Genomic DNA, 9,331 nt, shown 5'->3' with positions numbered 1-9,331 from the left:
CCGTTGCGCCATGAGCCCTTAATAAAAAAGCGACGGCATATGCCGCCGCCCTCATATACTTGGTGGAGAATAGGGGGATCGAACCCCTGACCTCATGACTGCCAGTCATGCGCTCTCCCAGCTGAGCTAATTCCCCGCGTGCGTTGACGCTTGAATAACTATAGCAGAGCATACTTTTTGGTCAAGCAAAAGAAGTAAAAAAATGGTAAGTACATATCTGTAAGACAGCCCAAAAATATGTGATGTGCTGAGTGCATATTCTGCTATAGTAAGAACCCACGGGCGATTGGCTCAGGGGTAGAGCACTTCCTTCACACGGAAGGGGTCATGCGTTCAAATCGCATATCGCCCACCAAAACAGCAGGTCAGACGGCATATTAGTCGTCTGACTTTTTTGTTGTCTTGCTCGGTCGCTAACGAGTTGCGAATTTTGTTGCTAACGAGTCGCTCATTTGGTCGCAAATAGATCGTTCGTTTTTGAATACATTTTTATAGTTTTTCTCGCAAGGAAATTATAAAAGCGCAGCTAGAGCATATGTATTCATAAAAGACCTATATGAGCAGTATATATTCCTAGAGGTCTCGTATACTTTATAGTGAGAAAAGTTATAGGTACAGGAGTAGTTCTGTGATTGTTCTTGCAGATAAAATAAGTAAATCGTTTGGCGGACGTACTCTGTATTCCGGTGCAACCTTGCAGTTGAATGCACAGGAGCGTTGGGCACTTGTTGGGCCCAATGGCGCTGGAAAAACTACCTTACTTAAAATCATTATGGGTCAAGAAAGCTACGATGAAGGTTCCGTGAGTTTTGCTCGCGGTGCATCCCTTGGCTATCTGGAACAAGAAAATAAACTTGCTGGCAAAAAAAGTGCGCTCGATGAAGTCATGGATTCCGCAACGGAAATTAAAACCTTGGCAAAGCGCATTGCACAGCTTGAACAACAGATTTCTGTCACTACTGATGAGGCGTTGCTTACAGGCATGCTTGAGGAATATGGTCGTGCACAGGATCGCTTTGAACATGCTGGTGGCTACGAGCTGGAAAGTCGTGCCCGTCAGATTTTGTGTGGCTTAGGTTTCCCAGTAGAAGACCTCAATAAGCCGGCAAAAGATTTTTCTGGTGGCTGGCAAATGCGTATTGCCTTGTCTAAACTGCTGCTTCGCCATCCAGATGTGCTTTTACTGGACGAGCCTACCAATCATTTGGATTTGGAGAGCGTGCGCTGGCTCGAGTCATTCCTTTCTAATTACGATGGTGCGGTACTTCTTGTGAGCCACGATCGTTCTTTTATGGATGCTTGTGTGAACCATGTTGCTGCACTAGAAAATCGTAGCTTGGTCACGTATACAGGAAATTATTCTTCGTATTTACAGCAGCGTTCAGCTAATTTGGAACAGCTTCGCGCTAAACGTGCTGCTCAGGAGCGCGATATTGCGCATATGGAAGTATTTATTGAGAAGTTCCGCTATAAGCCAACTAAAGCAAAGCAGGTTCAGGAACGCGTCAAAAAGCTTGAAAAAATTAAAGAAGAACTCGTTGTATTACCGGAGCAAGCCAAGCACGTACACTTTAGGTTCCCTGAGCCGCCTCGCACAGGCGATTCTGTTATTACTCTTAATAAGGTGACCAAGGCTTACGGTGATAATCTGGTGTATAAAGATGTTGATTTCACCTTATATCGCGGAGACCACGTGGCGTTAGTTGGACCTAATGGTGCTGGTAAATCTACGCTTATGAAACTTATTGTGGCTCATACCAAGCCAACGGCTGGAAGTATTGAGCTAGGCCAAAACGTTTCAAGTTCCTATTATGCTCAGCATCAATTAGAAACTTTAACGGCATCGCATACGGTTTTGGGTGAAATGGATAGCGTTGCGACTGGCTGGACTACTTCAGAAGAACGACGTTTGCTTGGTGCGTTCTTATTCCATGGTGATGATGTAGAAAAGCGCGTGAGCGTACTTTCTGGTGGAGAGCGCGCACGCTTAGCATTGGCAAAAATGCTGGTGGCACCCGATCCTTTGCTTTGCTTGGACGAGCCTACCAACCATTTAGATATTGACTCAGTTCAAGTGCTTGAAGAAGCATTGCAAAGCTTTGCCGGCACTATTGTGCTCATTAGCCATGACGAGCATTTGGTGCGCGCCATTGCCAATAAGGTAATTGATGTGCGTGATGGCAAGGTAACTGTCTACGATGGAGATTACGAGTACTACTTGTTTAAACGTGCAGAGCTTGAGGCTCGTGCAGCTGGAGAACAGGGTATCTCTGTTGGTATTTCTGCAACTCAAGCTACCCAAAAGCCTACCCAAGCTACGTCTGTATCGTCCACTGCACTATCTGCGGCCTCACAAGGCAGAAATGTTAAAACCAAAGAACAGCGTCGTGCAGAAGCAGAGGCGCGTAATGCAGCTCATAAAAAACTTTCAGGTACCAAAAAGCGTCTTCGAGAAATTGAGGCGGCGTTGGAACCTGCTCAGTTGAGGTATAAACAACTTATGGAGCTCATGGCTTCGGAAGAGCTGTATGCGGATGCCGATAAGTTTGACAAAGCTATGAGTGAATATACAGCGCTGTCTAAAAAGATTCCTATACTCGAGGAAGAGTGGTTGGAATTACAGGCAAAACTGGAGGAGGTACAACTTGAGTAGCAACGTTTCTGGCACCTTCCATATTCTGAGCCTGCTTGCGCGTGCCCTTGCATATGCATGCTTTATCTGCGTAGTTCTTTTGTGCTTCTCGGTAGGCTTTTTGCGTCCCGTTTTGGTGCAAATTCAAACAGTAATCACAGCGTTTTTGCCTGAGGGCTTGCGTGGTGTTGCGGTGATTCCTACGCCTTTTGGCGGTGCCTTTAGGGGAGATTTTGCACTCATAGCAGTTGTGCTATTTTTACTAGATTGGCTCTTTACGCGTCTTTATGAGTCATACAAATAAGATTTTGAGAGGTTTTCATTGTTGAGTGGACTTATGCGTATACTGCAAAATCCGTTGTATTTATTACTTCAAATTGCCGCTGTTGTTATTGCACTGGTAGTGCATGAGCTTTCTCATGCCGTTATTGCTTTAGCATGTGGAGACACCACCGCCAAGGATGCGGGTCGTATTACCCTTAATCCTGCGGCACATTTAGATCCTTTTGGTTCTGTTGTCCTGCCTTTGCTTTCTATGTTTATCGGTGGTGGGATACTAGCTTTTGCAAAGCCTGTTCCTTACAATCCTGGTAATTTAAAGCATCGTAAGCGCGATGAGGTACTTGTTGCCTTAGCTGGTCCAGCAAGCAATCTTTTGCAAGCAGGCATTGCGGCAGTGTTGCTTGGTATATGCGTAGCATTTGCTTATGCCTTTGGTTGGTATAACACGGTAGCTGGGTCAGCTCTTATCTACTTTATGACCAATTATTTGGTAGTTAATATTTCTCTTATGCTTTTTAACCTTATTCCACTGCCTCCCTTAGATGGTTCTGCCATCATATTTCCACTCTTAAATAAAAAGGGTCAAGCAGTGTATTACGACATTCAAAGCAAAGCATTGCCCATCTTCTTACTGGCTGTGTATATTTTACCTTCTGTGCTGCATATAGATCTTATCGGTATGTATATTCAGGGTGTCGGCGGCGTGGTAATTGATTGGCTTTTCCAGCTGACCTTTGCCATACAAGACATGATGTATGTTTTGCTTATGGGGGGTCTGTAGTGTCATATCGTGTTGCCACACAGGCATATTCTGGTCCATTTGATTTGCTGCTTCAGTTGGTAAGTAGGCAAAAAGTAGATATTGGCGCCATTTCCATTAGTGAAGTAGCAGATCAGTATTTGTCTGAAATTGATCGTATGCGCGACATGGACTTGGATGTAGCAAGTGACTTTGTGCTCGTTGCTGCTACCTTGTTGGATATTAAAGCTGCTTCACTTGTGCCAAGAGATAGTGCTCTTAAAAAACAGGGTGAGGGTTTTGATGAGGAAGAAGATGATATATCTGGGTTAAGCCCCGATGAAGCGCGAGAAGTTCTTATCGCTCGTTTGATTGCCTATAAGCAATTTAGAAATGCTGGCTTAGCCTTAGGCACTCGTATGGAAAACGAAGCGCGCATGCATCCACGCACTGCTGGAGCAGACCCTCAATTCCTTAATCTTATGCCTGACTACTTAGAAGGCATTACCTTAAGAGGCTTGGCTGTTATCTGTGCAGATCTTGATAGTAGGCGAGAGAGCTTTTTGCTTGAGGCAGAGCATATTGCTCCTAAGCGCCTGCCTGTGGCTTTGACAGTGGCCTCGGTAGACCGTTTAACACGCGCACGTAGGGCGCTTACTTTTTCTGATTTGTTAGATGGGCAAACATCACCAGAGCAAGTTGTTGTTACTTTTTTAGCAGTGCTTGAGCTCTTTAAACGTGGATCTATTAGTGTTGTTCAGTCAGAACTGTTTGGCGAAATTGATATTACTCGCGTGGAAGGAGCACCCGCCTATGAGGCTGGAGATGAGCTTTCAAGCGTGGGAGAGGATGAATAAATGTCAGATTTGCAATCCATGGATTCGGAATCGCTGAAGCCCACACTTGAGGCAATGCTTTTAGTTGCAACAGAACCTGTTTCTGCGGTAGCTCTTTCTCACATTTTGGGCACGACGCCCGGAGAAATTGCAGCAGCATTGGCAGAGCTGTCTGTGGAGTATGCAGATGCTAACCGTGGCTTCCAACTTCGCGAAGTTGCGGGTGGTTGGCGCTTATATACCCATCCTGCTTATCATGAGCAGGTAGAGGAGTTTGTCCTGTCATGGGATACCAAGAAGCTTTCTCAGGCCGCCTTGGAAACCCTTGCCGTTATTGCGTATCATCAGCCTGTTACTCGTGAAGGGGTTCGCGCTATTCGCGGCGTAAACTCTGATGGTGTTGTCTCTTCTTTGGTGGACAAGGGACTTGTGCGTGAACTTGGTCGTGATGCTAACCATGGTCAAGCAATTTTGTATGGCACGACACAAGTGTTTCTCGAGCGCTTTGGTCTTAAGTCGCTTAAGGCACTTCCTGATTTGGAGCAGTTTGCTCCAGATGAAGAATCTAAGCAATTTATTCGTGAGCGTCTGAGCGGTCGCTCCATTGATTCTACGTTGGAAGCGCTTGATGAAGACTTAGATGAAGAGCGTGACCTCCTTGAGATGCATGCCTCTACGAGTGAGGCAAGCATACAGAATGACTAAGCAAGCTATAGAGAAGCCCGATGGCTTTGTGGGGGTGGAGGCGCAAGAACAGCGTATAGTTCCTATGCGCCTGCAGCGTTTCTTGGCGCGCGCCGGCGCTGCAAGTCGTCGTGGGTCAGAAAACTTGATGACCGCTGGTCGTGTGCGCGTTAATGGTCAGGTTGTAACCGAGTTAGGTTCTAAAGTAAATCCCTTGGTAGACGTGGTTACCGTTGATGGTGTGAAATACTCACTTTCCACGGCAGCAACCTTCTTGATGCTCAACAAGCCTGCAGGATTTCTTACAACCATGAAAGACCCTCGTGGTCGTTCTTGCGTTGCTTCTTTGGTTCCTACCAAACACTATCCTGGTCTTTTTCCTGTAGGGAGGCTGGATAAAGACACTACGGGCTTGTTGCTCTTTACGACGGATGGACAGGCTGCGCAAAACATGCTACATCCATCCAAACATGTTACTAAGCACTATATAGCCTTGGTAGAAGGCATTGTTTTGGATGAAGATTTGGATTGCTTGAGACAAGGCATTACGCTTGATGATGGTCCTTGTGCGCCTGCGGTATGCGAGCTTGTGGATATGCAATCAAGACAGGCACGTCCTGTTGTGGAACAGCTGCAGCATACACGGGTTTCTCGGCATAACGTAAAGCAGGCTTCATCTTTGGGGCAGCACGCTTTATCGGTGGTACGCATAGCCATACATGAAGGTAGAAAGCATCAGGTCAAACGCATGTTAGAAGCTATTGGCCATCCAGTAGTTTGCTTACATAGGCAAAGTTTTGGTCCATTGACCTTAGGAAATCTTGCGGTGGGTTCGTGGCGTTTGCTTACAGATAAAGAATTAGCAAGTCTTACAAAAATGGGTATACAACAATAGTTTGCTCTTACTAAGGGGAGGCGTACGTGAAGGTAGCAATTGACGGACCGGCGGGTTCTGGCAAATCAACCGTTGCAAAGCAAATTGCAAAGCAGCGAAATCTTTCTTACTTGGACACAGGTGCCATGTATCGCAGCGTTGCATTGACCTGTCTTGAACAGGGCATTGACCTTGCTAATACTCAGGCAGTTATCGCCCAGGCACAGGCTATTGATATTCGCTTTGAGCAAGGTGATACTGGGCAGCGCGTATTTGTAAATGACAAAGAGGTAACCTCACAGATTCGCACGGCACAGGTAGATCAAAATGTTTCTACGGTTGCGGCAATTCCTCAGGTACGCGAGGCTATGGTTGCTTTGCAGCGTAAGGCTGGCGAGAAAATCGACGTAGTGGCCGAAGGTCGCGATATCGGAACGGTCGTATTTCCTCATGCTGAGGTTAAGGTCTTTTTGACAGCGGATGCTTCTGCGCGCGCACATCGTCGTGCGGTCGAGCGTGAGGGAGGCAACGCCGCTCAACAAGATGTTGCTACAGATGTTGCAGAAGAGCAGCGGATTCTCGAAGACATTGTGCGTCGTGACAACATTGATTCTACGCGCGAGACCTCTCCTTTGGTTCCCGCAAAAGATGCCGTGCATATTGACTCATCACATCTATCGGTTGATGAGGTGTGTGCTCAAATTGAAAAACTTATGGATGAGGCTGCAGCAAAAAAAGCTTCTGAGCTGCAGGCTGGAGCCGTAATGGATGATACCACGACCGTTACGGAACAGCAGCCTGTGGCCGCTAAAGACAGCTGGGAGTCCTACTATGAGACAAAAGTACAGGACTTTCCTTTGCACGCGCGCATCTTATTAAAGGTGTTAGTGGTGCTGTGTAACGCCTACACCAAGATTAAGTACCGTTGGACTATCGAGAATCTCAAGACTTTGCTTGTTGCGTCGGCTGACCGCGGCGTGGTAGTCATTATGAACCACGTTTCCTTTCTCGATCCTTTCTTACCGGCTTGTGCGATGATTTTGGCTGGTAGAAGCCTGCGTCCCATCTATAAGGATGATTTCAATCGCTTTGGTATTTTGCATTGGGTGTTGCCGCGTCTGGGAGCTATTCCCGTTGCTCGTGGTACGGCAGATGTTAAAGCATTGCGCCGTGCGCAACGAGCATTGCAAAAAGGTGAGTCTATCTTGATTTTCCCTGAGGGAACGCGTATTCGCAGACCAGATCAAGTACCTCAGATACATGGCGGCTTTGCGCTTATGGCAAAGATGGCTAAGACAGATATTGTGCCCATGGCTATTGTGGGTGCATTGGATATTACGCCTTATGGTAAGCATTATCCACGTCCTAAAAAGGTCTATTGCCGTGTTGGCGAGCCTTTATCGTTTAATGACATCAAGGCCAAAGGCAGAAAAGAACAAGTAGTAGAAATGGAGCGGATAGCTACACAAAAGATGTATGAGCTGCGCGATCAACTCATGGCCGAACATCCTGGAAGAAAGTAGTCTTGTTGTATGACTATGCCAACCATAGAAATTGCAGCTCAAGCAGGTGCCTGCTATGGCGTTGAGCGTGCACTACGCATGGTAAAAGAAGCAAGTTCTTTGCATGAAAACACGGTTCAGACATTGGGACCGCTTATCCATAATCCACAGGTTGTACAGCAGCTTGAGAAGGACGGTGTGCAGGTAGCATCCAGTGTGGATGATGCCACGGCAAATGTGGTGGTAATCCGTTCACATGGTGTGGCGCCAGAAGTTGTTCAGCGGGCACATGAACTTGGAAAAACAATGCTCGATGCAACATGTCCGTACGTTAAAAAAGTGCATCATGCTGCCAAATTGCTTGAAGAACAAGGCTATCAGGTACTCGTCGTGGGTGAGGCAGGCCATCCAGAGGTTGAGGGAACACGTGGCAATGCACCTTCTGCTCTGGTAATTGGTTCTCCTGAGGAGCTTAAAGCGGTACGGCTCAAGCGTAAAGTTGGTGTAGTGGTGCAAACAACGCAGTCTCCGGCCAACTTGCAGGCAATCTTGTCATGTCTTCTGGGTAAGGTGGAAGAATTACGTGTATTTGATACCATTTGTGCGGCTACATCGGAGCGCCAAGCAGTGGCAGCTGATTTGTCTTCTCGCGTAGATACTATGATTGTTATTGGTGGTCGCATTTCTGCTAACACCACACGCTTGGCCGAGATATGCTCTGCTACCTGCGCTAATACCCATCATATAGAGACACCCGATGAACTTGAGGCTTCATGGTTTGCCACTTCAAAGCACATTGGCATTACGGCAGGTGCCTCAACTCCTGCAAATCAAATCCAAGCCGTGCACACTGCCATTGTTAATTTATGTGAGCAACTCTAACAGCTGATAGACTTAGCTATAGGTGATTCAACAAAGGAGAGCCAAGCATGACAAAACCTATCGTTGCGGTTGTTGGCCGTCCTAATGTGGGTAAGTCCACACTGGTAAACCGCATTGCACAAGATAAAGAGGCTATCGTCCATGAATCTCGTGGTGTTACACGCGATCGTTCCTATCATGAGGCAGATTGGTGTGGCCGTGACTTCATTCTGATTGATACTGGTGGTATGGAGCCCTCTCGTTCTGAGGATGTGTTTGCCTCCCGCATTCGCGAGCAGGCAGTTGCCGCTTGTGAAGAGGCAGATGCCATTATTTTTGTGGTTGATGGCTCGGTTGGCGTTACCGATGAGGATGAAGAGGTTGCCCGCGTATTACGCAAGACCAAAAAGCCAGTCTTTTTATGTGTAAATAAGTTGGATAATCCCGCAAGCGAGGGTGAGATTTGGGACTTCTACTCTCTTGGCATTGGCGAGCCTTTTGCGCTTTCTGCTGTACATGGCCATGGTACCGGAGACCTTCTTGACGATATCATTGCGGTACTTCCCGAGGATACTGAGGACGTGTATACCAACGATATGCTTAACGTGGCTATTGTCGGTCGTCCTAATGTGGGTAAATCTTCTTTGACCAATAAGCTGGCTGGTCGTGCACGTTCCATTGTTTCTGATGTTGCAGGTACTACCCGAGATGCCATAGATATTGTGGTAGAGCAAAACAATCAGAAATATCGTCTGGTAGATACTGCAGGCATGCGCAAGCGCACGGTTGTTCATGAAGATATTGAGTACTACAGCATGGTACGTGGCTTGCGCGCTATGGACAAAGCTGACGTGTGTTTATTAGTCATTGATTCTGTTGATGGCGTTACCGAGCAAGATCAGAAGATTGCAGCGCTTGCCA

9 protein-coding genes and 2 tRNA genes are annotated in these 9,331 nt (G+C 46.9%); 10 read left to right on the top strand and 1 reads right to left on the bottom strand.

The genetic code is table 11. The features are described 5' to 3' along the window. Nucleotides 1–60: 60 nt before the first annotated feature. Nucleotides 61–136 (bottom strand) — tRNA-Ala (locus SPD80_RS06280). Between the two features lie 144 nt (nt 137–280). On the opposite strand from SPD80_RS06280, the gene SPD80_RS06275 reads away from it, so the two are divergent. The 10 genes from SPD80_RS06275 to der form a co-directional block, all read left to right on the top strand. Beyond that, nucleotides 281–355, top strand: a tRNA-Val gene (locus SPD80_RS06275). Between the two features lie 273 nt (nt 356–628). Beyond that, the gene (locus SPD80_RS06270; RefSeq protein WP_320828988.1) at nt 629–2,653 is read left to right on the top strand and encodes an ABC-F family ATP-binding cassette domain-containing protein; all 2,025 of its coding nucleotides are present in this window, start codon (nt 629–631) and stop codon (nt 2,651–2,653) included. Beyond that, nucleotides 2,646–2,936 (top strand): hypothetical protein, encoded by a 291-nt coding sequence (locus SPD80_RS06265; RefSeq protein WP_320828987.1) that lies wholly within the window; start codon nt 2,646–2,648, stop codon nt 2,934–2,936. The genes SPD80_RS06270 and SPD80_RS06265 overlap by 8 nt, the downstream gene beginning before the upstream one ends. Before the next feature lie 33 nt (nt 2,937–2,969). Beyond that, a complete protein-coding gene (locus tag SPD80_RS06260) occupies nt 2,970–3,695 on the top strand; it encodes a site-2 protease family protein (protein ID WP_320828986.1) in 726 nt (241 codons plus the stop codon). Beyond that, nucleotides 3,695–4,510, top strand: a complete 816-nt coding sequence (locus SPD80_RS06255) for a segregation and condensation protein A (RefSeq protein WP_320605707.1) — start codon at nt 3,695–3,697, stop codon at nt 4,508–4,510. The genes SPD80_RS06260 and SPD80_RS06255 overlap by 1 nt, the downstream gene beginning before the upstream one ends. After that, nucleotides 4,511–5,194 (top strand): SMC-Scp complex subunit ScpB, encoded by a 684-nt coding sequence (gene scpB, locus SPD80_RS06250; RefSeq protein WP_320605709.1) that lies wholly within the window; start codon nt 4,511–4,513, stop codon nt 5,192–5,194. Beyond that, entirely contained in the window at nt 5,187–6,068 is an 882-nt protein-coding gene (locus tag SPD80_RS06245) for a pseudouridine synthase (protein WP_320828985.1), read from the top strand. The genes scpB and SPD80_RS06245 overlap by 8 nt, the downstream gene beginning before the upstream one ends. A 26-nt stretch (nt 6,069–6,094) precedes the next feature. Continuing rightward, entirely contained in the window at nt 6,095–7,570 is a 1,476-nt protein-coding gene (gene cmk, locus SPD80_RS06240; protein ID WP_320828984.1) for a (d)CMP kinase, read from the top strand. Nucleotides 7,571–7,579: 9 nt separating this feature from the next. Next, the gene (ispH, locus tag SPD80_RS06235) at nt 7,580–8,431 is read left to right on the top strand and encodes a 4-hydroxy-3-methylbut-2-enyl diphosphate reductase (RefSeq protein WP_320828983.1); all 852 of its coding nucleotides are present in this window, start codon (nt 7,580–7,582) and stop codon (nt 8,429–8,431) included. Between the two features lie 47 nt (nt 8,432–8,478). Then, nucleotides 8,479–9,331: ribosome biogenesis GTPase Der (gene der, locus SPD80_RS06230; RefSeq protein WP_320828981.1), on the top strand; the 853-nt coding region annotated here is incomplete at its 3' end.

This window comes from Atopobium sp. (assembly GCF_034113385.1).
Taxonomy (GTDB): domain Bacteria; phylum Actinomycetota; class Coriobacteriia; order Coriobacteriales; family Atopobiaceae; genus Atopobium.
The sequence above is the reverse complement of the archived record's forward strand: the minus strand, read 5'-3'. Positions and strand labels throughout refer to the sequence as shown.

Bases quoted from the DNA above. Each gene is read 5' to 3' on its own strand.
- scpB (WP_320605709.1), top strand. From the start codon at position 4,511: ATGTCAGATTTGCAATCCATGGATTCGGAATCGCTGAAGCCCACACTT.
- ispH (WP_320828983.1), top strand. From the start codon at position 7,580: ATGACTATGCCAACCATAGAAATTGCAGCTCAAGCAGGTGCCTGCTAT.
- SPD80_RS06245 (WP_320828985.1), top strand. From the start codon at position 5,187: ATGACTAAGCAAGCTATAGAGAAGCCCGATGGCTTTGTGGGGGTGGAG.
- SPD80_RS06260 (WP_320828986.1), top strand. From the start codon at position 2,970: ATGCGTATACTGCAAAATCCGTTGTATTTATTACTTCAAATTGCCGCT.